Here is a 23,154-nt window from a genome sequence, read left to right on the forward strand (position 1 = left end):
GGTTGAACTCCTTGCATTGCATCGGTCATGCTGCCTGTCCTATCAACCAAATCAACTTTGATCGGATCCGTCCGAGCGTTGAAGTTTGCCTTTTCGAACCGGCGTGCATGCAAGGCAGAACGTAAAAAATACGCTTCAAACTGTGGCCTACTTCACCATCGAAGTGACAGGAATGGTGTGTTGTAGTCAACGTTAGCACCTCGGGCTTCACCCGTGTAACGTGTGGGCGATGAAAAAGGCCGATTGAGCGAACCTCGCTCTTGCGTTGAATACCCTGTCAAGAGTAACTTGCGTAAGCGGATTGATTTTCTCATTTTCCAGTCTGTTTTGGCGGAGGCATTGCAATGAGCCGATCTGCTTCAGACGTACCGCCCAGCCATTCCGTCATTGCGATCGATCGAAGACATCTGCTGCAGGGCGTGGCGATAACGGGCCTTGCCGTGGCCGGAAACGCTTTCCTGGCCCCGGCGGTCCAGGCAAACATCTGGGAGGAGGGCGAGGCTCAGTGCCATGTCTCGGCTCCTGAACAGGCCCTGGGGGACGATCTCGACGACCTGCTTTCCGATTTCATGAAGGTCTCGCGAACGCTCACGGGCATGCCGCTTGCGACGCTGCAGGATGTTCGCCTTGGACGCGAGTATCTCGTGCGATTGGCCAAATTAAACGTCCCGGCGATCGATGTTCGCAAGCTGATTGCGGCGAATGCCGAGACCGCGGACGCCATCATGAACAACAAGGATATTCGGGCCGCTGCGGAGCAGCTGATCTATCTTTGGTATCTGTCCGCATTCTTCCTGAATACGACCGTCGGTCCCGCGTGGGTCTACGGCACGACTGATCAATACGAGCAAGGAATAATTTGGAAGGTCATTGGTGCGCATGCACCGATGATGCCGATGAAGCCCTTCCAGCCAAATTACTGGGCCAAGGCCCCTCGTCTGGCCTAGTCACGATTGCATTAACGGCCTGCAGATTTTCCGAGCGAAGGGGGAGTGCATGGCGACCAGGATTTCTCAACCCGAATACGACGTCATTATCGTTGGCTCAGGAGTGAGCGGCGCGCTCATCGCGAATCAGCTTGCGCGAAAGCAACTTCGAGTCCTGATCCTGGAAGCCGGCGGCGTCGCACGCGAATCGATTGGCCGTTATGAGCTGTTGTCCGCCTACGCGGCTTCGACGTCCAAGGCGACGGACAGTCCGTATTGCGGCGACAACATCCTTGCCACGCAGCCGGATCCTCGCAATACGAATGCGCCGGATACGTCGAACTATCTCTATTATCCGCCGCAGTATTCCGGGGACATGTTCAAGAGCTTCTACGAGCGGATCGTCGGAGGAACGACCTGGCATTGGCAGGCGATCTATGTCCGCATGCTGCCGACTGATTTCAAGCTCAACAGCACCTATCACGTGAAGCAAGCCGTGGATTGGCCCATCGGCTATTCAGACATCGAGCCTTACTACGTTCGGGCCGAGGAGGAGATGGGCGTATCGGGAAGCATGGACGACTTCAGGAGGCCTCGCTTCCACAACCCGATGAGCAAGCCTTACCCGATGCCCCCGCTGGCGCAGAGCTACGTCGATCAGCAGTTCAAGGAAGTTATTGACGACGAGTACATGGATGCGCGGCTCGAAGGGGCTCCCATGCCGATGAAGCGGGAAATGATCTCGCTGCGGCCGACACCCGTTCCGCATGCGATCAACTCGCAACCGTATGACGGCCGCCCGGTTTGCGACGGCCGGACGTCTTGCGTGCCGCTATGCCCGATCAAGGCTCGGTATGAAGCGGTGTTTCATGTCGAGAAAGCCCTTCGCGCCGGAGCAACGCTGCGAAAACAGGCTGTCGTTCGCAATCTCGATTTCGACGGCGAGGGAAAGCGGGTGGTCGGCGTCCACTATTTGAACTGGGTCTGGCAGGAGGATTCCACCAAGCCGGAGGAGAACGGCAGGAGGGCCGTCCTCTCGGAAGGTTACGCGACAGGTCGCATCGTTGTGCTGGCGGCTCACGGCATCGAAAATCCGATGATCCTGTTGCGCTCGAATGCGGCGCGCTCCTGCGGTCCGGTCCTGGGCGGCTACCTCATGGATCATCCCATGAAGCAGTCGTTTGCGCTGGCGAAAGCGCCCGTCTTTCCCTACAGGGGACCGCAGACCACCTCGCACATCGAGGGTTTCCGCGACGGTGCATTCCGTGAGGTCTACGCGTCCTTCAAATGCTCGATCAAGAACGATGGCTGGGCCTCCACCATCGCGAGCTGGCCGCGCGGGAGCGGTCGGTTTCCTTCGACGGCGCAGGGCGATTGGTTGCCGGGGAGTATCGTCAACCTCGTGAGGGATTTCGGCTATGCGGGAACAAAGCTGAAGGAGACGCTGGCAAAGCATGCGACCCACCAGATCACGCTGAATAGCGCATGCGAGCAGCTACCCATTCTCGAAAACAGGGTGAGCCTTGCCCCTGCTGACAAGAAAGACGATCTCGGTCTTGAGCGACCGCAGATCGCCTACAAGGTCTTCGACAATGACGGCGGCTATGTCGAGCGCTGCTTCCACAAGATCATCCAGTTCCACAACAAGGTCTTCGATCATATTGGTGTCACGCACCGCTTCATGATGGACGACCAGCCGACCTTCAAGCTGTTCCTCGGCTCCGGTCACATCATGGGGACGACCCGGATGGGGACGGATCGAACGAAAGCCGTCGTGGATCCTGAATGCAGGGCATTTGACCACCCCAACCTGTTCGTTGTCGGCAGCAGCGTCTTTCCGACTGGGGCGAATGCCAATCCGACGTCGACTGTCGCAGCTCTGGCGCTTCGAGCGGCCGATTCGATCGAGAGGCAGCTTAGATCGGGCAGTTGAGACCCTGGACGTCTGCGATTTGATTCGCTGACTGCATCATTTGGAGCGGAGAGCTGCAATGCCTCATAAGCGCAGGAAGCCGCCAGGCGCGGTGCGTCACTATGGTGTCCTGGTCGGCTCGGTCGTGGACGGCTTTGAGAGCCCGGATGGAGCTTCCCCCCACTACGAGATCAGGGTGGATGGCGGGGGGGACTATCGGATCGCCGTCAATGTCAGGTCGGTCGATCAGAGCGAGGTGCTGGCTTATTTTGACGACCAATTCCAGCAAGCCGGTACGTTGGACCTCGCGCCCTATCTCAACGGCGATCCCGGCTTTCAGGCGCTGCGTACCGGCCCGTCTGGCTCGGGGGGCCTCGACTATCTGCGCGACGATCTCTTCCCGGTCGATGCGATGCAGCCGATTCCTCCGGCGGGCAGCGGCGTTTCGCTCAAGAACCTGCTCGATGCCAATATTGAACGGGCGAAAGCGGATCCGAGCGCCATGGTGGTGGCTTTTGGCGAATTTTTCGAGGACGCGGGACAGGTCGATAAGTATTTTGGCTTTCAACCCGAGAGGGGGATTCATGACATTCACATGATGCAAGGCAATCGCGGGCAATTCGCGAGTGACAACCGGGTTCACGGCGACGGGGCGCTGTTCTTGTCTTTCAACAGCGGCCAGGAAATTGTTGCCCTCTTTGTGCGCTTCCAGACTCAATCTCTTCAGACGGATGATCACACCGGCGACCCAATCGGTTAGGCGTGCGGCTCGGGCACAGGCGGTCTTTTCGGCATCATCAATTTGCTGTGCTCTCGGGTATCCCCGAGAGCATCAAACCTCTGGCGCTCAAGGAAGTTGGTCAACGCCGCAGCTCAGTCATTCGCGAGGACGTGCACTATGAAGACGGCCGGTAGATTTGCGGCGCAGGAGATCGACCAAACCATTCGGAAGAACCTGGCAAAGTTGCGCAAGCCGGGAGTGCTGACGGTCCGGCCCGGCTTCGAGATCGCGGGTAATCAGTTGACCGGCAAGCAGGCTATCGTCGTAACCGTGCATACCAAGAAGAGCCCCGCCGATATCGCCCGTGGCGATCTACTGCCGACGAAGCTCGGAAAATTCCCCGTCGACGTGCGCGAGGCCAGCGCGCATCAACGTCTCCGCGTCGTCGACCCTGCGGCGGCGTTCCTGAGCGAGCTCCACGCGCGGCCGGAGGAAAAAGCACCGACCTGGCCGCTGGAGCGCGAAATGCCGAGCGGAAAGCTGCTCGACGATCCCGCCAGCGACACGCAGACGGCATTCGCGCAGTCCAGGACGACGCAACCGACCATCCATGAGGCGATCTCCGCGCACGCGACCAAGCAAGCGCTGCAATATTCACCGCCGGCCGGGGCTCCCGCGCTCGATCGACGCCAGCTCAACACCACGATCACTGTGGCGGTGAGTCCGGATGCAGGCTACGTAACCCTGTCGAAGTTTTTGACCGCGACGCAGCATTCACTTGTGGTGGGGATGTATGACTTCACCTCAGGGTCCCTGCTCGCCGATTTCCTGGCTGACCTCGCGGGTCAAAAGACGTTGCAGATGGTTCTCGATGACCCTGCGCCCAACGAGACGCGCGACCAGCTCGACTCCGTGACCGTGCAGGATCTCAGGGCGGGCCTCGGGGGCCGCGCCAAGATCGCCTGGGCCCTGAACGACAAGGACCCGTTTGTGACCGCGTTCATGTTTCCCTTTGCCTACCATATCAAGGTGATCGTCCAGGACGACCAGCGGTTCTGGCTGTCGAGCGGCAACCTGAACAACAGCAATGAGCCGAATCCCGCTCTGCCGCGGCCGGTGACCGAAGATCGCGACTGGCACGTCATCATCGAGGACAAGGCTCTTGCGCAGCTCTTCGCCTATTACCTGAACTACGATTACGGGCAGGCCATCCTGCATCAAGCCCCGAATGCGGTTGCCGTCGAAACGGCGATCGCTGACGCCCGCGCCAAGAAGGCCGCGCACGCAAATCCGCCGCCCATCACGCCCGCGCAAGCGAAGAAGAAGCCGGTTGCGGCCAAGACCTTCCCCAACAGCGCGCTTGCGATCACGCCGTTGTTGACACCTGACCTGCTGCCCGGTGGTCACCCGCAATATCTCACGAACATCATGAATCTGATCGAGAACGCCAAGACGTCGATCGACATCCAGCTTCAATACATTGAATCGTCCAAGGGAGACGGAAGCCTGTACGAGCAGCTGCTCCAGGCAATCGCGAACAAGATCGCGGAAGGCAAGAAGGTCAGGCTGATCGAGAGTGCCCGATGGGGGCTGCCGTGGGTCGAAAAGATGAAAACGACAGGCGTCGACCTGACGGCGAATATCAGCCTGCAGCCTGACGTGCACAACAAGGGCTTCGTGATCGACTCCCGGATCGCCGTGGTCAGCAGCCAGAACTTTTCGCCGTCCGGCGTCCAGAGCAATCGCGACGCCGGCGTCATCCTCGAACACGCTGGCATCGCCAAGTACTTCGAGACGATCTTCCTCTCCGATTGGAAGAAAGCCAAACCGGCCTTGGCCGCGTCGGCTGGCGGCGGACGCAAGAAGGGAGCGGGTGGGAAGGGCTCCGGCAAACGAAGCGCGACACGCAAAGCGAATGCCGGGGGGAGACGAACGGCGCATTAGCGGGACGTGGTCAACGCCGCGAGACGCCGATACGACGCGCGTGGCGCGCGCTATTGACCTGCTTTGCCGTGGTCTCCCCACACCAGAGCCAATGTGCCGCACAGCGCAAGCCCCGCCAAGGCGAAGAAGGCCGCGCCGAGGCTGGCAGCGCCGTCCAGGATCGAGACCACGGCCGGCGCGGCCAGCAGGCCCGCATAGGATGCGGTCAGAACCGCTCCAGTGGTCTCGCCGACCCTGTCCTGCGGGGCGAGGCGCGCAATCTCGGCAACGAAAACGCCGTTCCAGCCCGACGCCGTGAGGCCGAACAGGGCAGCAATGGCGAACTGTCCGGTACGGCCAAGCGAGGCGCCGTCGAGGCCGAGCAGCGCGGCGCAGAAGGCCATGCCGAGGCCGATAACGACGAGTACCGCGCGGGAGGCGTTGAGGCGCATCGCGACATAGCCCCAGCCGAGACGGCCGATGAGGCCGCTGGCCTGCGCGCAGGCCAGCGCCATGCCCGCCTCGATATGGTTGAGGCCAAGCTCGCGCGTGCCGAGCGTGACGAAGACCGTGTTGAGCGACACCTGCATCGCGCTGAAAGGCATCGAGGCCAGCGCCAGCGTCGCGATCCGCCGGTCTGACGTGACCAGCGCCAGCCGCGCGCGGAGATCGAGTTCTGGCGTCGGGGTGGCCTTGCCGGCATAGGCCGGCTGCAACCACTCGTACAGCAGGATCGCAATCAGCGCGCAGGAGCCGACCGCCGCATAGCACCAGGCCGGTCCCAGCGAGACCGCGATCGCTGGCAGCACCAGCGAGCCGCAGACGGCGCCGATCTGGTTGCCCGTCTGGCGCACCGAGAACACGAAGGCACGGCGTTCGGTGGTCACGAGCCGCGCCAGCAGCGCTGCGCTGGCCGGCGTCTCCGGTCCGAACGCGAGGCCGAGACAGAGGCCTGCGGCGAGCAGGGCGGCCGTCGTGCCGAACGCGGCCAGCGCCATGCTGATCACGATCGCCAACGCACAGAGGCTTGCGATCCGGAGCGAGCCCATCCGGGCAATAAGGCCGCCACCCCAGAACGAGGCGGGAATGCCGATGGTGAAAACCGCGCAGGAGAACAGCGAGAGTTGCCAGACCTCGATATGGGCGCGCGGCGCGACCACGCCCGGCGCAAACAGGGCCAGCGCCACCAGCGCCTGGAGCGACGTCATCGCGCCCAGGGCCGGCAGCAACGCGGACGCTGGCCGAAGCTGTGTGTTTGCGTCTACCATGGCGCCGCGCTCACGGGAGGGACATGGTGGCAGGCGGTATTTCCATTCACGCAGTCGATGTGGCAAGCGGACGGCCCGCGCAAGGGCTGCGCGTTGAGATCTGGCGGATCGATCCGGACTCCGCGCGTATCGCCGACGGGCGGCTCGGGTCCAACGGCGTATTCGATCATGCCGTCGCACAAGGCGCGGGCGTGACCGCGGGCGAGTACGAGGTGCTGTTTCATCTCGGCGAATTCTTTGGCGACAGCGAGGGCTTCCTGACCGTGACGCCATTTCGCTTCCGTATCAAGGATATCAACGAGCATTTTCATCTGCCGCTGAAATTCACGCGCTGGGGTTTTGCGCTATTCCGCGGCGCCTGATCAGTTCGTCAGCCGCCGCGACAGGCCGGTGACGCGCTCCATCACCGCGACCAGCGCGACGGTGGCGATGATGAGCACACCCGACAGCGCGGCAATGGTCACATCCAGCTTACCCTCGAGGTCCTGCCACATCCGGATCGGCAGCATATCGGTCGCGGCATCGCGCAGGAACAGCGAGACCGGCACGTTGTCGAATGACGACATGAAGGCGATGAAGGCGCCGGCGATGATGCCGGGCCGGATCAGCGGCAGCACGATTCGGCGGAACGTATAGAGCCGGCTCGCGCCCAGCACCGCCGAGCTTTCCAGCAGTGTCGGCTCCAGCTGGGCAAGTGCGGCGACCGTGTTGCGCACGACATAGGGTACGCAGACGACGGTGTGGCCGATCACCAGGGTCAGCGGCGACACCGGCAGGCCGACCAGCGAGAATAGCATCAGAGCCGCCAGACCAAAGGCCAGCGCCGGCAAGACCAGCGGCGACATGAAGAGGGAATCGAGCAGCCGCACCGATAGCGTTCGCGACCTCGAGATTGCGAGCGCCGCCGCGACGCCGAGCATGACGGAGAGGCCCGTGGACCACAACGCGACGACAAGGCTGTTCTTGGCCGCGAAGTGAAGCTGCCAGGCGTTCCACAACTCCGCGTACCAGCGCAGCGAATAACCCGGCGGCGGGAATTTGAGCGAGAAGCCGCTGGTGAAGGACACGATCAGCACCACCAGCGACGGCGCGATGATGATAGCAAGCGCGATGACCGCGATGACCATCATGACGAGCTCGAAGCTGAGCGCCTCAAGAGTGCGTTTGCGCCCGCTCATCAGGCACCTCCATAGCCGCGCGACAGGCGGCCGAGCGTGGTAAAAACGGACACGACCGCGAGCACGGCGAGCAGGAAGATGATCGAGATTGCTGCCGCAAACGGCCAGTTCTGGAGCGTGGAGGCCTGCTGATAGAGATACATCGGCATGAACAGCATCTGGCCGCCGCCGATCAGCGACTGGGTGATGAAAGCAGTGATGGCCGCGGCATAAGTCAGAGTGCAGCCGGCGATCACGCCGGGCAGCGACAGCGGCAGCACGATCCTGAAGAAGGTGCGCCAGCTGCCGGCGCCGAGCGAGCAGGAGGCATCATCGAGATTGGGGTCGATCCGGCCAAGTGCGGTGATCAGCGGCAGCGTCATCAGAGGCATCTGCACCTGCGCCAGCGCGATCACCACGCCGAGCTGGGTGTAGAGCAGCTTGAGCGGCGTATCGATGATCCCAAGGGACTGTAGTGTCGCGTTGATGATGCCTTGGCGACCCAGGATCACGATCCAGGCGAAGGTGCGGACCACGACGCTGGTGAGCAGCGGCAGCAGCACGATCAGGATGATGATGGTTTGCAGGTTTGGTCCAACGCGCTGATACAGCCAGGCGATGGGAAAGCCGAACAGGAGGCAGACCGCTGTGACCTCGGCCCCAAGCAGCAGCGTCGAGCCGAGCACGCCGAGGCTGAAGGGATCGGTGAGGAAGTGCAGGTATTGGCCGAGCCCCCAATGGAGCCCGGCCGTATCGTTGTGGAGCGAGAGCCAAAACAATTGCAGCAGCGGCGCGACGAAGAACAGCAGGAAGAACAGCGCCAGCGGCGCTGCCAATCCCATTCCGTAGGACGTGACGTCCCGTGGTGCCGGAGCTGCGCCCATGGTTTTGAGCCTGTCCTAGATCTTGATCTCGCGGTTGAAGCGCTCGATCCATGCCGAGCGCTGCTCGTTGATCTTTTTCCAGTCCTGGAACACGAATTTCTGCTTCAGCTCCGCGGTGTCCTTGGCCAGCACGCGCGCGATCTCGCCGCCCATTGTCACCTTGGAATTGGTCGGCACGATCAGATAGGGCGGGTTCATCAACGTGGTCTGCACCTCCGGCGTCAGCGCCGCCTCGATCAGCTTGAAGGCCAGCTCACGGTTCGGCGAGTTCTTGACGATGTGGATCGTGGTCTTGAAGGCGATGGCGCCTTCCTTCGGCGCGACAAACTCGACCGGCACCCCGCGCGCTTTCAGGATCTGGATGGCGTTGAAATTGCCGGGCGATATGTCGATCTGGCCCTGCTGGAACAGGGTCGCGAGCGCACCGGGATTGGCGGCGACCGCGGCGAGATTGGGCTTGAGTTCCTCCAGCGCCTTGAAACCCGGATCGACATTGGCTTCCGAACCGCCGCGCATCTTGGCGATCTCGACCAGCCAGCCGGTGCCGAGCGTCGAGTTGAGATTGGTGATGCCGACACGCCCCTTGAATTCCGGCTTCCAGAGATCAGCCCAGGATGTCGGCGGCGTCTTGATCGCTTCGGGATTGTAGGTGAGGCCGACCACCTGGAAGAACGGCGCGGGACCCATCGGCTCCTGCGCCTCGGCGATCAGGTCCTTGTAATGGGCGCTCTTCTCGACCGGATAGGGCTCGGCGAGGTCCTGGCCGATCGCGACGAGCGCCGGGCCGGGATCATGCAGCATGACGTCGATGGGCGGGTTGGCCTTGGCCGCGTTGATCTTCGCGATCTGGTCGACCGAAAGCATGGGGTCGAGCACGATCGCCGCATCGGCGTTGGCCTTGCGGAAGGCCGGCACCAGCACGGCCTTGTGCGCTTCTTCCCAGCTTCCGGTAAAGGTCGCAAATACCAGCGGGCGTGCCTGGGCGAAGCTCAGTCCGGGAAACGCCTTCATGGCTCCGAGGGTGAGGGCGGTGGTCATCAGGCTGCGGCGGTTGAGGATCATGTCGAACTCCGTTGTGGACAATGACTGGAACTAAAGCGTCGCCGGAAAGGCATTTGCGAGCGAGGGGGCGAGCGGTGCGAGGCGCACGGCCGCGCCGCTCTCCAGGGCGCGCGTCTCGCCGATGCGCGCCTGGGAGACCTTTACGCCGGAGCCATCGGCAGTGGTGACCTCGTGGACGACGGTAGCACCTAGCGGCAGCGACATGCCGACCACGCCGGCAAACCCCGACGCGTCGCCGACAAACTGCAGATGCTCGGGCCGGATGCAGACGGTGACGCGGCCGCCCTCGGTGAGGCTGCCCGCCGCCGGCCGGGCGATGATCTCCGCGCCTGCGTCGAGACGCACTTTTGCGGCCGTGCGATCTGCGGAGACCACAACACCGGGCATGCGGTTGGTGGAGCCGACAAACGTGTTCACGAACAGGGTCTGCGGCCGGTCGTAGACATCGGACGGTGAGCCGAATTGCTCGAGCTTGCCGTGGCTTAGCACCGCGACGCGGTCAGCCATCGACAGCGCCTCTTCCTGGTCGTGGGTCACGATCAGCGTGGTGATGCCGGACACGCGCTGCAGCCGCTTCACCTCGATCTGCATGTCCAGCCGCAGATTCTTGTCGAGCGCGGCAAAGGGCTCGTCCAGCAGCAGGATCGACGGCTTGATCGCGAGCGCGCGGGCAAGGGCAACGCGCTGCTGCTGGCCACCGGAGAGCTGTCTTGGCAGACGCTCCGCCATGGTCGGCAATTGCACCAGCTCGAGGAGGCGTTGTGCCTCGCGCTGGCGCGATGTCTTGTCGACGCCGCGTGCGGCCAGTCCATAGGCGACGTTCTCGCTGATCGAGAGGTGTGGGAACAGCGCATAGTTCTGGAACACAATGCCGACGGCCCGCTTGTTCGGCGGCAGCGCGTCGACGATGTCATCGCCGATGATGATGCGTCCCTGCGTCTGCGCGATAAAGCCGGCGATGATGCGCAGCAACGTGGTCTTGCCGCAGCCGGACGGACCGAGCAGCGCGATGATCTCGCCACCCTTGATATCGAGATTAATGTTCTCGACCGCAAGCGCGCCGCTCGGATAGCGGTGGGTGACCGCGTCGACGACGAGCGAACGGCCGCCTTGCGTTTCAGCCATGATGGTACCTCCGGTTTCGCCGAGAGAGAAAGCAAGTCGCAGGCCTTGGAATGCCGGCTCGGCGATTGAAAACGGATTGAACTTCTCGCATCGCCGCCGGGGCCTCCCTAGCTATCGCGCCGCTCGAGCCGCGCGGCGAGCGCGTCGGCAAGACCGATGGTCGGTTTAGCGGCCGGCCGGCGGAACGTGCCTGCGGTCGCCTTGCGCAGCCGCAGCGCTACCACCGCCTCGGCCTGCTTCACGGCGGCGACGACCTGGTCGACCACAGGAACGGGGATCCTGTCGGCCACGCGCTCGGCAAGGCCGGAGAGCGGCGCGCCGGCAAAGATCAGAACGTCGGCCTCATCTTCGATGATGGCGCGCTGCGCCAGCTCGACGAGCACATCCTCCTTCTCGCCGCCGACATCGGAGATGGCCTGAAACGGCGTGTCGAGCATGCGGATGCTGGCGCAGCGTTCTCGCAGGCCATGGTCGCGCACGCATTCCTCGTACCAGGGGCCGAGCGCTTGCGCGAAGGTCACGATTGCAAATCGGCGCCCAGCCATGCAGGCCGACAGCATCGCGGCTTCCGCAAGACCGATCACGGGAATGTCGAACGTCTCGCGCGCAGCGAACAGGCCGGGATCGCCGAAGGCGGCGATGATAGCGGCGTCGACCGTGCGATGCTGCTCGGCCAGCATTTCCAGCACGATAGTGCCGCCGATCTGCGCCTCGGTGCGCGTTGCAATATAGGGCACGCCGCGGGCCGCGGTGCAGGGGATGAGCTCGGTGCCGGGGGCGGCTGCGCGCTGCCCGACCTCGGTCATCAACTGCGTGACCGGGGTGCTGGTGTTGGGGTTGAGCAGCAGCAGCTTCAAGGTCAGGCCGCCGTCAGCTTGGTTTTGGGAACGAGAGTCTCGAGCAATGCGATGCCGGTCTGACGGACATGGGCGCCGAGCAGGCGTCCTGCGGCCTCGCTGTCCCGGACTTCGAGTGCGGCGAGAATATTGGCGTGCTCTTCGACCGAATTGCTCCAGCGCTTGTCGGCGCCCAGCGCGAGATAGCGCGCGCGCTCGGCCCGGGAAATCAATGTCTCGTGCGCCTCACGGAGCGGCGTGTTGCGGGCCATGCGGACGATGGTGTTGTGTATCTCGCCGTTGATCGCAAAATAATCGTCGAGCTTGCCGTTGCGATGATGACCTTCCATGCGGGTCTGGAGCGTGCGCAGGCGGGCAAGATCGCGTTCGCTGGCGCGCTCCGCGGCGAGCTCTGCCGCGAGCCGCTCGATGCCGGCGAGCGCTTCGAATAGCTCCGAGATAGTCTCGACTGCGATGTCGGCGATGCGCGGGCTGCGATTGGGGCGAAGCTCGATCAGTCCTTCAGCCGCGAGCACTTTCATCGCCTCGCGCAGCGGAGTGCGCGACACGCCAAGCTCCTTCGACAGCTTTGTTTCCTGGGTCTGCGATCCCGGCGGGAGCTTACCGCGAATGATCATCGTCCGCATCCGCGCGGCAGCGCGCTCGTGCAGGCCCATCCTCTTGAGTTTGGGCGACTTTCGTCCCGGGTTCGGATCGGATCTGTGCTGCACGCGGGGACTTCCTGTTGCGCCCGATCCTAGCCATTCCCTGTCAAATCAGGTGCTCAAATAGGAGACGTATGTGGATCAAAACACGTGCTTATCGAACAAATTGTATGCAGCATGCAAATTGCCGGTTGCGCGAACGCAAGGGGATGCGGATGATCCTTTGCAGCGAACGCGGATGCGCTTCGCCACAACGGAGCGATCGTGATCGATGTCAGTTTTGCGCAAGCGCCTCGGCATGATCACGCCGTCCTCCAACTCGGTGCTCGAGCCGGTCACGAGCGCGATGCTGCACGATGTAACCGACGTCACCGCGCATTTCTCGCGCTTTCGCGTCACCGAGATTGCGCTCGATGCTGCCGCGCTAAGTCAGTTCGATGTTTCGGTGATGTTGCCTGCGGCGGATTTGCTTGCCGATGCCAAGGTCGATGCCATCGCCTGGAATGGCACCTCCGCAAGCTGGCTCGGCATCGACAGGGACAGGAGCCTATGTAAGGCGATCACGGCGCGCACAAACGTGCCGGCGACGACTTCGACGCTGGCCTGTATCGAGGCTGTCCGCGCGCTTGGCGCCAAACGCGTCGCGATCGTCTCGCCCTATACGGACGACGTGCAGCGGCGGATCGGCAATGTCTGGGCCGGGGAGGGCATCGCACCGCATGCTGAACGACATCTCGGCTTGCGTGACAATTTTTCCTTCGGCGAGGTCGCACCCGCTGATATTGCCGACATGGTCCGCGCGGTCGCGGCGCAGGGCGCCGACGCCGCCGTCGTCCTCTGCACCAATCTCGACGGCGCGGCGCTTGCGCCCGCACTCGAATGCGAGCTTGATATCGCCGTCCTCGATTCCGTCGCGGTCACGCTATGGCGTACCCTTGGTCTCGCCGGCGGCGACATCACAGCGCTTGCGTCGTGGGGACGCATATTCCAGACATCCGCCATGATGAGGTGACGGAGAGATCTGTAACGCAGCCCGACCTCGCCATTCGCGGCGGACCATCGTGACAGCAAGCGATGAGTTTCACGCCGATGTCGAAATTCGCGGCGGTCGCATCGTCATCATCTCCGACCGCGTTGAGGGCGGGGGCCCGTGACGCCGGGCCGCCGACCGAGCGATCGTGTTTGATCACTGGTCCTGCAGGTCAATAGACGAAGGCGGGGGTTTCCAGCAGATGGTCGTTCACCGCCGCCACGGCCGGGATCGCTTCTGCGACAACGCCAACGGCCGTACGTTCGGCGAGCGATGGGCGAAGCCCCAGATATCGATCACACCGTTCCGCACGGTGGCATTCAAATTGAACGTATGAGCCCACGGTTGCTTTCTGACTTCCTCGAAGAACCTGTTTCGGATGGCTGAATCTGGCAGCGATATCTCGAGCGTCGGCCTGGCGCTTGCGATCGCCTGGAGCAAGTTGGCCCGGCTGGCGATTCCGACGAGCTGTCCTTCCTTGTTGACGATGGGAACGCGTTTAATCTTTCGCTCTTCGAGAAGCACCGCGATCTCATGCAAGGGCGTCTCGGGCGCAGCGGTCGCAACATCCTGCGTCATGATATCCTGCACCCTGATCGCGTGCGACTTGACGTAGTCGGTCGCGAGTTGGGCGTCGCCGATCAACAGGCGCAACCACCAGGAAGAAGAGCGTTCGGTCCCGCTCCGACCGCTGCGGGTGCGGTGGACGTCTTGGTGACGGGGAGTTTGGTCTCGGTTGCCATGATCATCTTCTCCTTAGAGGCTGACCATATCGGTCGCTGGAAAGAATAGTCATGATGGTCGCGCGCTGGTTGATCTCCGTCAAAAATCCTACAGCGATGCTTTAGAGATCAGGTGAGAAGGTAAGTTGCGGATGATCATATCGTCGAACTTCTGGCGCTGAAAAAGTAAGCCGAGATGCGGCGGCCCTACATGGCCATGTCGTGCTCGGCTAGGCGCTCGCGCTTCGGCTCCGGAAGTTCCGTCATCGTCGCTTCCGTCAGGAGCAGAACGCTCGCCACCGAGACGGCGTTTTCGAGTGCGGTCCGTACGACTTTGACCGGGTCGACAATGCCGGATTCAACGAGAATGCGCAAGGATGGTCGAGGTACTGGTGCCGTCTCCGACGACGTCACCCGTTTTCTCGGCGGCCTGGCGAAGAACCTGGGCGCCAAGATTCTCCTCGGCGTCCTTGAGATCGAACTCCTTTGCGATGGTGACACCATCGTTGCAGACGATCGGCGCTCCCCATCCTTTCTGGATCAGAACAGATTTTGACTTCGGGCCGAGTGTAACGCGCACCGCATCCGCGAGGAGGGAAGCGCCGCGCAGCACTTTCTCGCGAGCTGCCGAATGGAACAGAACTTGTTTGTGTGCCATTGAAATGCCTCGGGTGTGCTGCCGTTGCTGATATTTCAGCAAACAGTGTGTACGACCGGGCTTGGCGGCAATTGATCTTGGTCAACAGGGGCATGCCAATGTCGCAGTCTTCGTCGGTCTGGTGACCGAGTTGACCTGAATCAATCCGGCGCAGCCGTCTCCAGCTACCAATTGAACGTGAGCTGATGTTGATGGGAGGAGCAGGTGGAGGCAGGTCAGGGGTCGCGAAAGCAGACCATCGCGATGGCCATCATCTTCGCAGGCAGTATGTTGCTCGTCGCCCTGCAATTCCTTGTCGCGACCTATAATTCGATCGAGACCATTCCTTACAGCCAGTTTGAGCAGCTGCTCGCCCAGGAAAAGATCGCAGAGGTCTCCGTGGGACCCGATAGCATCCAGGGAAAACTGAAGGAACAACTCCCCAGCGGAAAGTCCGCGTTCGTCACCGCGCGGGTTGATATGGTCCTGGCAGACAAGCTGGCGCAGAAGGGCGTGAGCGTCACTGGTGTTGCCGGGAGCGGCGCATTGCAAAGCCTGCTGTCCTGGATCTTCCCGATCATCGTGTTCTTCTTGATCTGGTACTGGATCGGGCGCGGCATGACTGGCCGGCAGGGGTTCGGCGGACTCATGGCGATTGGTAAGTCGCGTGCCAAAGTCTATGTCGAGAAGGATATCAAGGTGACTTTCGCCGACGTTGCCGGGGTCGATGACGCGAAATTCGAGCTACAGGAGGTGGTGTCGTTTCTAAGGGATCCCGGCAGCTACGGCCGACTGGGTGCGCATGTGCCGAAGGGCATTCTATTGGTGGGACCGCCCGGAACCGGCAAGACGTTGCTGGCCCGCGCTGTCGCCGGCGAGGCTGGCGTTCCGTTCTTCTCGATTTCGGGCTCCGAGTTCGTCGAAATGTTCGTCGGCGTCGGCGCCGCGCGGGTGCGTGACCTGTTCGAGCAAGCCCGCAAGGCAGCCCCATGCATCATCTTCGTCGACGAACTCGACGCGCTTGGACGCAGCCGCGGACCGCTGTCGTTGTCGAGTCATGATGAGAAGGAGCAGACCCTCAACCAGCTCCTGTCCGAGCTTGACGGCTTCGATCCGAGCGTCGGCGTCATCCTGTTGGCGGCGACCAACCGTCCCGAAATCCTGGATCCCGCGCTGTTGCGGGCAGGACGGTTCGACCGGCAGGTCCTCGTCGACCGGCCGGACAAGACGGGGCGCATTGCCATTCTCAGGGTGCACGTCCGCAAGATCCGGATGGCTGAGCAAGTTGAACTGGAGAAGGTGGCTGGCCTCACAACCGGCTTCACGGGGGCTGATCTCGCCAATCTCGTCAACGAGGCCGCGATCGCTGCAACCAGGCGGGGCGCTGGCGAGGTCTCTTTCGCCGATTTCGTCGCCGCGATCGAGCGGATCGTCGCTGGAGTGGAAAAGAAGAGCAGGGTGCTCGGCAAGGAGGAGCGGCGTAGGGTCGCATATCACGAGATGGGCCATGCTCTCGTGGCTGCGAGCCTGCCGGGGGTCGATCCGGTGCAGAAAGTATCGATCATCCCGCGCGGAATCGGTGCGCTGGGCTACACCATTCAGCGCCCCACCGAAGACAGGTTCCTGCTGACGATCGAAGAGCTGAAGAACCGGATCGCGGTGCTGATGGGTGGACGTGCGTCCGAGCGCATGATTTTCGATGGTGCGATTTCGACCGGCGCTGCCGACGACCTCCAACGTGCGACCGAGGTCGCCATTGAGATGGTGACCAAATACGGCATGGACGAGACGGTCGGGCAGCGCACCTATGCCCCGAAGCCCCAGGCATTTCTCGCGGCCCAGGATACGGTCGTGACTGCTGCCGAAGCCACCGGCCGCGAGATTGATCTTGCCGTGCGCAATCTGATCGAGGAGGGTGATCGGCGTGCCCGCGATATCCTGCAGCGACGCCGTGCCGACCTTGACGGCGGAGTTGAACTGTTGATTGCAAACGAAACCGTCACTGCGGAGCAGTTTACACCACTGCTCGGCAAGAGCGTCGAAACGAACAAGTCCATCGCTGCCTGATCGCAACCGACCCGACCATCTCCTCCTCAAGGGTTCGCAGCCTGGTGTCGCGTTACCTGCGCGACCCTCCGTCTGCGCTCAAGCGGGACCCGATCGGATTCTGTGACGAAGGCGGTGGCAGAAATCATCCAGTACCGTATGAACATTCTCAAGGTGGATCAGGTATCTCTCCGCGTCTTCGCGCTCCGATGTGCCGAGGGCGAGAGAATCGCGGCGGGCGGCTGCTTGTGCGACCTGTTGACGGCTCCCTGAAACCTTGGTTTCCGCGAACTCCAGATGCTCGCCGTCCTCGCCGAGCTTGTCCAGCTCAGCAGTAAGCAGTGCGATCGTGGTGCTTCGGCGCTGCGTCGTCAGGCTCATGTCCTTCAAAATCTCTATGTAGTGGTCGATGTTTGCCCGGGCGACGTACCTGTGCATGGTCTGCTCCCCCGCGCTGCGCGCAACTGTTAAATGTTACCACTAACGGTGGGTCGGCGAAACGGATCGAGCATCGAGGGGAGTGAACGGCGGTACCAGGATGCGGTTTCGGCTTCTGCCACCTAGGTGATTTTCCTGAGTTGATCTTCGGGCAGGGGAGAGACAGGTCTGTGTCACGGAGCTTCCATGTCCAACATCCTGTTTCGCTGCCCCAACACGGGCATGAACGTTCAACATCCTATCTGCGAGCCTGCCTCAGGGACGCCTGCCGAGGCGGTCGTGGTCGTGCATTGCCCGGCTTGTGCGCGGATTCATTTGATCAATTTGGCGACAGGCGAATTGTCGCGCGATGTCCGGAGGAGATGATCCTCGAGATCTCGTTTGATCCCGATCAAGCCAAGCCAGGGAGGGGTGCATCATATCTTCTGGTGTAACCAGCCCACGGTTACGCCCCCAAGCCGCCGCCGAGACCTATCCCCCGAAGCCCTCGGCGGCCTTTTTGTTTGTTGGACTGGACAATCCGTTTCGCGTCAGCCGCAGGATAGCCGCGCGCTTTAGGTCTTCCGGATCAGTCGCCAGCGGCCTGGTGTGGCGCCAACCGCCGCTGAGAAGGATCTGGTGAAGTGACTCTGGTCGGCGAAGCCGCATTTGATTGCAATTTCCGTCAGCGACAACGTCGAGCCCAGCAGCAAGGCCTTGCTTTGCTCGATACGTTGATTCATCAGCCATCGGTGCGGTGGTGCCCCCATGCTAATCCTGAAAGCGCGCGCAAAGTGGGCAGCAGACAAGCCACATTCGCACGCGATCCGTGCCAGTGACATTTTGCCGTCCAGATTCGCGCGGATTAGTGCCTTCGCGGTCCGAAGCTGCCATGGCGCCAATCCGCTGCGGCAAGGGCGCTTGCCAGGTCGACTGATCGTGTATTTGCGGAGGAAATGAGTATTAAGAGCCATCGAAACATAGCCGATGAACAGCTCGTTTGCCTCTTGAGGTCTCTCCAAGGCCGGTAGCAGGCAGCGGCCCAAATGTGCCAGGACAGGGTCGAGGAGGTTCGCACCGGCTACGACGTCATATTGAAAGCGACCAAGGTCAAGCTCGGTCGCAAGTTCACTTAGCGCGTTGTGGCGTAGATAGAGGTACAGGAAGTCGAATGGGTCATGAAAGTGAATGATCGTTTCGCATCGCAGATCGTAGACGGTCGTCTCGTCCTTCAAGGCGCCCTTGCGCATGTGCCGGCCGTCCACCCATATCTCGCCTCTCTGATGCTGTAGCCGAACGCAAAGCCCAAAAGCCTCGTCGGCGGGGGATGGCAATGTCGGATCACCGACCGCCCCGCAATATGTTATCCGAACGGCGGCGAACGCTCCCTTCTGTAGCGATTTGACTGTTCCAGTGTTCGGCTGCCGGAGCATGGGAAATAGTCTTGCGAAGCGATCTCCATAGCGGCCAGCATTGATCATGGTCCGCTCCCGGAGCGTTTCGAGCTTGGCAGCATCTCCATTGTGAAGCCGATCACCTCGGCAGAATTGATGTATTTCTCGCAGATCGAAAGGCAAACAAGCTGATTACGAACTCGTCTCAATCTTGCATGCGCGTTCGGTCGAACGCGCATGCTGAGGTTTTTTCCCGGACGCCGCCGGCATGGCGGTGGGTCCGCGAAGACGGCCGTCATTCACCTGCCCCGACCACGATGGGGACCGAATCCTGCTCTTTCGATAGCGCTCGGTAGATCGTTCCTCCGACACAAGCTCCGATGAGCCATCCCCAGTCTCCGACGTTGAAGATCAGTCCATAGGCACCCAACAGAGACAATCCAATTGACAGAACCCCGGATAGTCCTAGCGCGATCAGCGCCTTGGAGTTCCAGCCGCCGTCGTAGTTGAATGCTCCGCTCGGCGACATCGTATAGAGGTCATCCACTCTGACGATCTGCTTTTTCACGAGGTAGTAGTCGGCGACCATGATGCCGAACATCGGCCCGAGCGTTGAGCCGAAGATGCTCACGAACAGGGTGATGGCCGATGGGCTCGCCACGAACAGCCAGGGACATACAAGCACCGACAGGATAGACGTTATGAGGCCGCCCATCTTGAAGTTGATGCGCTCTGGATTGAGGTTGGAGATGTCGTAGGCGGGGGAAACGAAGTTCGCCACGATGTTGATGCCCATGGTCGCAACGATGAACGTGATCGAGCCCACGATGACGACGATGGGATTGCCGATTTTCTCGACGATCAGAACTGGATCCATGATCGCTTCCCCGAACACGTTCAGAGTGCCGGCCGTCACGATCACCGTGATGATCGAAAACACCAGGAAGTTGACGGGCAAGCCGAGCAGGTTTCCTGCCTTCATGGCGTCCTCGCTCTTGGCGAACCGGGCGAAGTCACCGAAATTGAGCAGGAGGGCCGAGAAGTAGGCGACAATCAGCATCGCGGCATTGGCCATCACCCCAATCGTTGCCGCGTTCGATGTCGCGGGCGGGCTGAGCTGAAGCGACAGGCTCGAAAAGCCGGTCTGCCACAGCATCCAGACCGCGAGGGCCAGCATGACAACGTAGACCACCGGTCCGCAGAAATCGATGAAACGGCGGATGCGCTCCATGCCGCTCAGGAAAATGATGAGCTGGAACAGCCACATGAATAGAAAGCTGAACCAGGCGAGGGTCGACAGGCCGAGAATGCTGTTGTGCGTAAGATCGACTGCCGAAGGTGCCAAAGTGATGATGAGGACCTGGACCGCCTTCGAGGCGAAGTAGGTCTGTACGCCGTACCAGACGATGCCGACGACGCCTCGCACGATGGCGGCGAGATTGGCGCCCATTACCCCGAACGACACGCGCGCCATGACCGGGAAGGGGATGCCGTATCGTTGAGAAGGGCGGCCGATGAGGTTCATTAGGAAGTAGACCGCCGTGATCCCGATCGTCATGGAGATAAGAACCTGCCATCCGGTCAAGCCGAGAAAAAACAGGCTTGCGGCGAAGGTATAGCCGCCAACCGAGTGGACATCGGACATCCACATCGCGAACAGGCTGAATACTCCCCATGTTCGTCCCTCGGGCGCGGTCGGAGCAAGGTCGTGATTATAGAGCTTGGGATGAGCACCGATGATGACCAGCGCGGGAACCTCGCCGCTGTTGGATGTCATATCCTCTCTCCAATGTTTGTTTGACGAAGGCCCGCACCATGCGAGGCGATCGGATCGAAGCAAACGACATGCCATCTCTGTAACGATCGATAAAATAATTTTACGTTCGATAAAATAGTTTTACAATAACGTTTTCGTGCCCGCCTGCTGTCCTTGACGCGAGCTGCGCGAACAACTAAAGGTAGAGTATCCGGCCGGCCGCGAGCGCCGAAAGTGACGTTGATCTGTCGAGGGAAAGTCTTGAAGAGTCGGGATGCGCGCGGCCGATGAAGGGCCTAAAGCATGGTCCCGAAAGGTGCGAAGCAATCTTCCTTCGCGACAAACGCCGAATGCGCTTGCGTGGATCTGGTGCGCAGACAACAACCGAAAGCGCGATGACGATTCATCCAGATTTCATCGTGCCTTAGCTGCCCGGCTTTGCCGTGGCCCGCTCGGGGAACTGGTTCGTCGGCTTGTCGCTCTCCTCAAGCCCGAGGCCGCCAAGAACGAGTTGGACGATGGTCGCTTTTGCGGAATCGAAGTCCGCATCCTCCAGCTGCCGCTTGCCTTTCATGATGATCATTTGGCTCGAGAAATCGGCATAAGCCTGCGTCATTGCCCAGATGCAGAAGAAGAGATCCACTGCGCTGATCGCGCGAATGGACCCGCTCGCCGCCCATTGCTCCAACGTCGCGACCTTGTCGAGCAGCAATGGAGTTGAGACCTTCTCGATGAAGCTGCCGATGAATTGTGCGCCGCTGATGATTTCGTTTGCATAGATGCGCGACAGATGAGGGTGATCTCGCGAGAAATCGAGTTTTTTGTGGATGTACCGAATGAGAATGGTCTGGATGTCGGACGTCATATCCAGACTGTCCATATCCCGCGCCCACATATTCATCGCGCGTTCGAGCACGGCGCGGTAGAGATCCTCCTTGTCCTCGAAATAGTAATAGATGTGGGGTTTTGCGATCGATGCCTTTTTGGCAATCAGAGCAGTCGTCGCCCCCCGGAAGCCGAAATGCCCAAATACAAACTCCGCCGCATCAAGGATCTTTTCTTCGACGTCAGGGCCCGGCGCGGCAGCCTTGCGGCCGCCTTTTGGCGCGCGGCGGATACGAAAAAGCTTGAGCTTGTCGGCAGACGGAGCAGCCATATGGCCTCATTGGGAGCGTTGCCTCCGCGAGGAGGGCTGAACGGAAATGCTTGGATCGCGATAGGCGATTCATGCGCAAGGTGCTCTTCCTATCCAGTATTTTCAAGCGGTTAGGCCGGGCGATGATAGGATTAAATGGCTTTCGAAGGCAGGGCAGTGACAGTTCGTCTGCTGGCGCAGCCCACATGTGGCGGTGTCCCGTGCTGACTTTGAAAGCGTGGGCAAAATGCGCTGCCGATAGACCCCATTCGCTGGCGATGCGTGCGAGAGAAACCTCACCATCGAGATTGGTGCATATGATGTCTCTTGCGGTCCGAAGTTGCCAGGCCGTCAATCCGCTGCGGCGCAGGCGATCGGCTGGCGAGATGCTAGCAGGCTAATTTTAGAACGATCAGCTTTTGAGGCGTGAATCGGTCAATCGTGGCTCAGGACGTTCAAGCGCGTTGCTTCTCTGTAATCTAGAGTTGTATTGCCGTGATCGCAGGGTGGCCTCTGGAGCAAATGTTGTCCTTCACACTTATCAGGTCGAAGGCCGCATCGGCATCGATGCAGGCGAACCTGTCATTGCTGGAAGCACTTGTTAGAACCGCTCGGTCGCGATTCTCGACGCTGGTGGCACGACTTTCTGAACTGCATAATCGATCTGTGACCATCGCGCTTTGGGAGGACCTCGGTAAATCCGGCAAGCACAATGGCCATGGAGATAGTGTCGCTAGTGTCGCTAGTGTCGCGCGGGACGCGATCGCCGTGATCAAAGTGATGGATCGCATGGCCGACGAGCTCTTGCTCGAGGCAAAGCAGTCGTTGTCGTCAGTGGGACACCTCTCCGGCAATGTCCGTGAGATCGCCTTTGGGGGGTGGCGCCTGCTCGGTGGGCAGTCGATGAACGATCTCCGCGCGGTTGCCGTTGAAGAGAAACTCCGGCGGATGCCACGCCTGGTGATCTCACTGTTGGAGGTGACCACGATCCTGGAGGGGACTGTCGCAGATCTTGCGCCAACGGTGGAGGGCAGGACGATCGAGGAGAAAAATCGCGTCTCGAGCGATACCAGTCTGCTCCGATCATCTTTCTGATCGCGCGGCGTGCAGGGCTGGGGCACCAGCCGGTCGTGAAGAGATCTTTGTCTCTGCCGAGTGGCATATCTCGCACGTATTTGAACCACAACCGAGCCAGCTGATTAGTGACCGGCGCGAGCGCCTGGCGGGCCTCGCCCCGTGCGTTGACCTGCCGCCGATGCCACTGGGTGTCGCCAAGATACTGACGCCGCGATCGCCGTCATCGCGCCGAATGGCTCGCTGCCTGCCAAAAGAGAGCCCGGAGCTCGTGAGAGCTCCAGGCAGTGGAGGGAGGAGCGCGACGCGGGGTGCCTGCCTGCGATGTGCTACGTCTCAGCACGCTGGCGGTGTTCGGAACCGTTTCATGGTCGCTCAAGCCGTGATCGCCTTCGCCGAGTCGACCAGATTGCGCAGCAGGAATTTCTGGATCTTGCCGGTCGAGGTCTTCGGGATCGGTCCGA

At 61.2% G+C, this 23,154-nt stretch carries 21 protein-coding genes and 1 pseudogene; 8 read left to right on the forward strand and 14 right to left on the reverse strand.

The genetic code is table 11. The annotated features are described in order from the left end of the window. Window positions 1-344: 344 nt before the first annotated feature. The 4 genes from HYH07_RS13310 (at window position 345) to HYH07_RS13325 (ending at window position 5,503) form a co-directional block, all read left to right on the forward strand. The gene (locus HYH07_RS13310; RefSeq protein ID WP_220002916.1) at window positions 345-947 is read left to right on the forward strand and encodes a hypothetical protein; all 603 of its coding nucleotides are present in this window, start codon (window positions 345-347) and stop codon (window positions 945-947) included. A 49-nt stretch (window positions 948-996) separates the two neighbouring features. Beyond that, the gene (locus tag HYH07_RS13315; protein ID WP_220002917.1) at window positions 997-2,859 is read left to right on the forward strand and encodes a GMC family oxidoreductase; all 1,863 of its coding nucleotides are present in this window, start codon (window positions 997-999) and stop codon (window positions 2,857-2,859) included. 58 nt (window positions 2,860-2,917) lie between these two features. After that, window positions 2,918-3,598 carry a DUF2278 family protein gene (locus HYH07_RS13320; protein WP_220002918.1) on the forward strand — a complete coding sequence of 227 codons (681 nt, stop codon included), beginning with the start codon at window positions 2,918-2,920 and terminating at the stop codon, window positions 3,596-3,598. A gap of 138 nt (window positions 3,599-3,736) precedes the next feature. After that, entirely contained in the window at window positions 3,737-5,503 is a 1,767-nt protein-coding gene (locus tag HYH07_RS13325; protein WP_220002919.1) for a phospholipase D-like domain-containing protein, read from the forward strand. A gap of 50 nt (window positions 5,504-5,553) precedes the next feature. Here the strand turns inward: HYH07_RS13325 and HYH07_RS13330 are convergent, their stop codons facing one another. Continuing rightward, complete coding sequence (locus HYH07_RS13330; protein ID WP_220002920.1) at window positions 5,554-6,750, reverse strand: MFS transporter; 1,197 nt, start codon at window positions 6,748-6,750, stop codon at window positions 5,554-5,556. Window positions 6,751-6,776: 26 nt separating this feature from the next. On the opposite strand from HYH07_RS13330, the gene HYH07_RS13335 reads away from it, so the two are divergent. Continuing rightward, entirely contained in the window at window positions 6,777-7,112 is a 336-nt protein-coding gene (locus HYH07_RS13335; protein ID WP_220002921.1) for a hydroxyisourate hydrolase, read from the forward strand. On the opposite strand, the gene HYH07_RS13340 is transcribed toward HYH07_RS13335, so the two are convergent. From HYH07_RS13340 to HYH07_RS13365, 6 genes are all read right to left on the reverse strand, one after another. Next, a complete protein-coding gene (locus HYH07_RS13340) occupies window positions 7,113-7,928 on the reverse strand; it encodes an ABC transporter permease (protein WP_220002922.1) in 816 nt (271 codons plus the stop codon). Next, entirely contained in the window at window positions 7,928-8,791 is an 864-nt protein-coding gene (locus tag HYH07_RS13345) for an ABC transporter permease (protein WP_220002923.1), read from the reverse strand. Before HYH07_RS13345 ends, HYH07_RS13340 begins: the two co-directional genes overlap by 1 nt. Window positions 8,792-8,806: 15 nt before the next feature. Beyond that, the gene (locus HYH07_RS13350; protein WP_057758582.1) at window positions 8,807-9,853 is read right to left on the reverse strand and encodes an ABC transporter substrate-binding protein; all 1,047 of its coding nucleotides are present in this window, start codon (window positions 9,851-9,853) and stop codon (window positions 8,807-8,809) included. A gap of 30 nt (window positions 9,854-9,883) precedes the next feature. Beyond that, a complete protein-coding gene (locus HYH07_RS13355) occupies window positions 9,884-10,978 on the reverse strand; it encodes an ABC transporter ATP-binding protein (RefSeq protein ID WP_220002924.1) in 1,095 nt (364 codons plus the stop codon). A 107-nt stretch (window positions 10,979-11,085) separates the two neighbouring features. Beyond that, a complete protein-coding gene (locus tag HYH07_RS13360; protein WP_220002925.1) occupies window positions 11,086-11,835 on the reverse strand; it encodes an aspartate/glutamate racemase family protein in 750 nt (249 codons plus the stop codon). Between the two features lie 2 nt (window positions 11,836-11,837). Then, window positions 11,838-12,452: a GntR family transcriptional regulator gene (locus tag HYH07_RS13365; RefSeq protein ID WP_249781129.1), complete on the reverse strand. Its 615-nt coding sequence runs from the start codon at window positions 12,450-12,452 to the stop codon at window positions 11,838-11,840. Between the two features lie 298 nt (window positions 12,453-12,750). Between HYH07_RS13365 and HYH07_RS13370 the strand changes: the two genes are divergently transcribed. Continuing rightward, window positions 12,751-13,491 (forward strand): aspartate/glutamate racemase family protein, encoded by a 741-nt coding sequence (locus HYH07_RS13370; RefSeq protein WP_220002927.1) that lies wholly within the window; start codon window positions 12,751-12,753, stop codon window positions 13,489-13,491. A 228-nt stretch (window positions 13,492-13,719) separates the two neighbouring features. Here the strand turns inward: HYH07_RS13370 and HYH07_RS13375 are convergent, their stop codons facing one another. From HYH07_RS13375 to HYH07_RS13385, 3 genes and pseudogenes are all read right to left on the reverse strand, one after another. Continuing rightward, window positions 13,720-14,154, reverse strand: a complete 435-nt coding sequence (locus HYH07_RS13375; protein WP_228749479.1) for a CBS domain-containing protein — start codon at window positions 14,152-14,154, stop codon at window positions 13,720-13,722. A gap of 284 nt (window positions 14,155-14,438) precedes the next feature. Then, window positions 14,439-14,606, reverse strand: a complete 168-nt coding sequence (locus tag HYH07_RS13380) for a molecular chaperone (RefSeq protein ID WP_228749481.1) — start codon at window positions 14,604-14,606, stop codon at window positions 14,439-14,441. After that, a pseudogene (locus tag HYH07_RS13385) lies at window positions 14,596-14,889 on the reverse strand (TCP-1/cpn60 chaperonin family protein); the annotation flags it as partial. The pseudogene HYH07_RS13385 and the gene HYH07_RS13380, both read right to left, overlap by 11 nt. Before the next feature lie 243 nt (window positions 14,890-15,132). Between HYH07_RS13385 and ftsH the strand changes: the two are divergent. Next, the gene (ftsH, locus tag HYH07_RS13390; protein WP_228749483.1) at window positions 15,133-16,935 is read left to right on the forward strand and encodes an ATP-dependent zinc metalloprotease FtsH; all 1,803 of its coding nucleotides are present in this window, start codon (window positions 15,133-15,135) and stop codon (window positions 16,933-16,935) included. Window positions 16,936-17,013: 78 nt separating this feature from the next. On the opposite strand, the gene HYH07_RS13395 is transcribed toward ftsH, so the two are convergent. The 4 genes from HYH07_RS13395 to HYH07_RS13410 form a co-directional block, all read right to left on the reverse strand. Then, window positions 17,014-17,352, reverse strand: coding sequence for a hypothetical protein (locus tag HYH07_RS13395; protein WP_220002930.1), 339 nt, complete (start codon window positions 17,350-17,352; stop codon window positions 17,014-17,016). A gap of 554 nt (window positions 17,353-17,906) precedes the next feature. Next, the gene (locus tag HYH07_RS13400; RefSeq protein WP_220002931.1) at window positions 17,907-18,812 is read right to left on the reverse strand and encodes an AraC family transcriptional regulator; all 906 of its coding nucleotides are present in this window, start codon (window positions 18,810-18,812) and stop codon (window positions 17,907-17,909) included. A 208-nt stretch (window positions 18,813-19,020) separates the two neighbouring features. After that, entirely contained in the window at window positions 19,021-20,502 is a 1,482-nt protein-coding gene (locus HYH07_RS13405; RefSeq protein WP_220002932.1) for an NCS1 family nucleobase:cation symporter-1, read from the reverse strand. 403 nt (window positions 20,503-20,905) lie between these two features. After that, window positions 20,906-21,637, reverse strand: coding sequence for a TetR/AcrR family transcriptional regulator (locus tag HYH07_RS13410; RefSeq protein ID WP_220002933.1), 732 nt, complete (start codon window positions 21,635-21,637; stop codon window positions 20,906-20,908). 504 nt (window positions 21,638-22,141) lie between these two features. Between HYH07_RS13410 and HYH07_RS13415 the strand changes: the two genes are divergently transcribed. Continuing rightward, window positions 22,142-22,711 (forward strand): hypothetical protein, encoded by a 570-nt coding sequence (locus HYH07_RS13415; RefSeq protein WP_220002934.1) that lies wholly within the window; start codon window positions 22,142-22,144, stop codon window positions 22,709-22,711. Window positions 22,712-23,154 lie beyond the last annotated feature (443 nt).

Origin of the sequence: Bradyrhizobium sp. BR 10261, from assembly GCF_019455395.1 — a bacterium.
GTDB lineage: Bacteria > Pseudomonadota > Alphaproteobacteria > Rhizobiales > Xanthobacteraceae > Bradyrhizobium > Bradyrhizobium manausense.

Excerpts from the sequence above, each read along its gene's own strand:
- HYH07_RS13325 (WP_220002919.1), top strand. The coding sequence starts at position 3,737 with ATGAAGACGGCCGGTAGATTTGCGGCGCAGGAGATCGACCAAACCATT.
- HYH07_RS13355 (WP_220002924.1), bottom strand. The coding sequence starts at position 10,978 with ATGGCTGAAACGCAAGGCGGCCGTTCGCTCGTCGTCGACGCGGTCACC.
- HYH07_RS13310 (WP_220002916.1), top strand. The coding sequence starts at position 345 with ATGAGCCGATCTGCTTCAGACGTACCGCCCAGCCATTCCGTCATTGCG.
- HYH07_RS13345 (WP_220002923.1), bottom strand. The coding sequence starts at position 8,791 with ATGGGCGCAGCTCCGGCACCACGGGACGTCACGTCCTACGGAATGGGA.
- ftsH (WP_228749483.1), top strand. The coding sequence starts at position 15,133 with ATGGCCATCATCTTCGCAGGCAGTATGTTGCTCGTCGCCCTGCAATTC.
- HYH07_RS13400 (WP_220002931.1), bottom strand. The coding sequence starts at position 18,812 with ATGATCAATGCTGGCCGCTATGGAGATCGCTTCGCAAGACTATTTCCC.
- HYH07_RS13370 (WP_220002927.1), top strand. The coding sequence starts at position 12,751 with ATGTCAGTTTTGCGCAAGCGCCTCGGCATGATCACGCCGTCCTCCAAC.
- HYH07_RS13405 (WP_220002932.1), bottom strand. The coding sequence starts at position 20,502 with ATGACATCCAACAGCGGCGAGGTTCCCGCGCTGGTCATCATCGGTGCT.
- HYH07_RS13320 (WP_220002918.1), top strand. The coding sequence starts at position 2,918 with ATGCCTCATAAGCGCAGGAAGCCGCCAGGCGCGGTGCGTCACTATGGT.
- HYH07_RS13315 (WP_220002917.1), top strand. The coding sequence starts at position 997 with ATGGCGACCAGGATTTCTCAACCCGAATACGACGTCATTATCGTTGGC.
- HYH07_RS13350 (WP_057758582.1), bottom strand. The coding sequence starts at position 9,853 with ATGATCCTCAACCGCCGCAGCCTGATGACCACCGCCCTCACCCTCGGA.
- HYH07_RS13330 (WP_220002920.1), bottom strand. The coding sequence starts at position 6,750 with ATGGTAGACGCAAACACACAGCTTCGGCCAGCGTCCGCGTTGCTGCCG.
- HYH07_RS13395 (WP_220002930.1), bottom strand. The coding sequence starts at position 17,352 with ATGCACAGGTACGTCGCCCGGGCAAACATCGACCACTACATAGAGATT.
- HYH07_RS13340 (WP_220002922.1), bottom strand. The coding sequence starts at position 7,928 with ATGAGCGGGCGCAAACGCACTCTTGAGGCGCTCAGCTTCGAGCTCGTC.
- HYH07_RS13410 (WP_220002933.1), bottom strand. The coding sequence starts at position 21,637 with ATGGCTGCTCCGTCTGCCGACAAGCTCAAGCTTTTTCGTATCCGCCGC.
- HYH07_RS13365 (WP_249781129.1), bottom strand. The coding sequence starts at position 12,452 with ATGATCATTCGCGGTAAGCTCCCGCCGGGATCGCAGACCCAGGAAACA.